Origin of the sequence: Clostridium brassicae (assembly GCF_026738875.1) — a bacterium.
GTDB lineage: Bacteria > Bacillota > Clostridia > Clostridiales > Clostridiaceae > Clostridium_H > Clostridium_H brassicae.
The window spans coordinates 1-861 of record NZ_JAPQFJ010000065.1 but is presented as its reverse complement, the minus strand read 5'-3'; the positions used below and the strand labels follow the sequence as shown (position 1 = coordinate 861).

The window sequence follows — 861 nt, the reverse complement described above, 5'->3', positions numbered from 1 at the left end:
TCCATCTATTACTGAATCTTCTACTTCATTATTTCTGTCTGCTGGAAGTGCATGCATGTATATTGAAGTTGGATTTGTAAGTGCCATCATTTTTTCTGTACATTTCCATCCTTTATATGATTCTAATAAGTCATCTACTACTGCATCACTTTGGTTGTTAACCCAACTTCCCCAGTTCTTTGGTATTACTACATCTGCACCTTTGTATGCTTCTTCCATATCATGAGTTATCTTGAATGTTCCACCATTTTCTAATGCATTCTTCTTAGCTTTTTCGATTACCCAATCTGGTAAATCATATCCTTCTGGATATGCTAATGTTACATCCATTCCGAATCTTGGGAATAATAATGCTTGTGTTACTGGTACTGATATTGGCTTTTTATGTGTTGTCGCATATGCCCATATTATTGATACTTTCTTACGTTTTGTATCTCCAAATTTTTCTTTTATTGTCATTAAATCTGCTAATCCTTGCATTGGGTGATAAAGATCACATTGTAAGTTCATTACTGGTACTGAAGAATTTTCTGCCATTTCTCTTATATATTTATTCCCTATTCCCCAGAAACAATTTCTGCATGCTATCGCATGTCCAAATCTTGAAAGTATTACTGCTGTATCTTTAGCAACTTCTCCATGTGATACTTGCATTGTGCTTGTATCCAAATAGTTTGCATGTCCTCCTAATTGTGCTATTCCTGCTTCCATTGAGTTTCTTGTTCTTGTTGATTGTTCAAAAAACATTAAGAACATTGTTTGATATTCTAAATATGGTGTTTTTATTCCCATAGCCATTTTCTTTTTAAGATCAGATGATACCTCTAACATTGTTTCAATTTCTTCTTTTGTATAATCCTC

At 33.4% G+C, this 861-nt stretch carries 1 protein-coding gene; it reads right to left on the bottom strand.

Translation table 11 applies throughout. The annotated features are described in order from the left end of the window. Window positions 1-861 (bottom strand): ornithine carbamoyltransferase (locus tag OW729_RS19370; protein ID WP_268063163.1); only part of this gene is annotated, 861 nt, incomplete at both ends.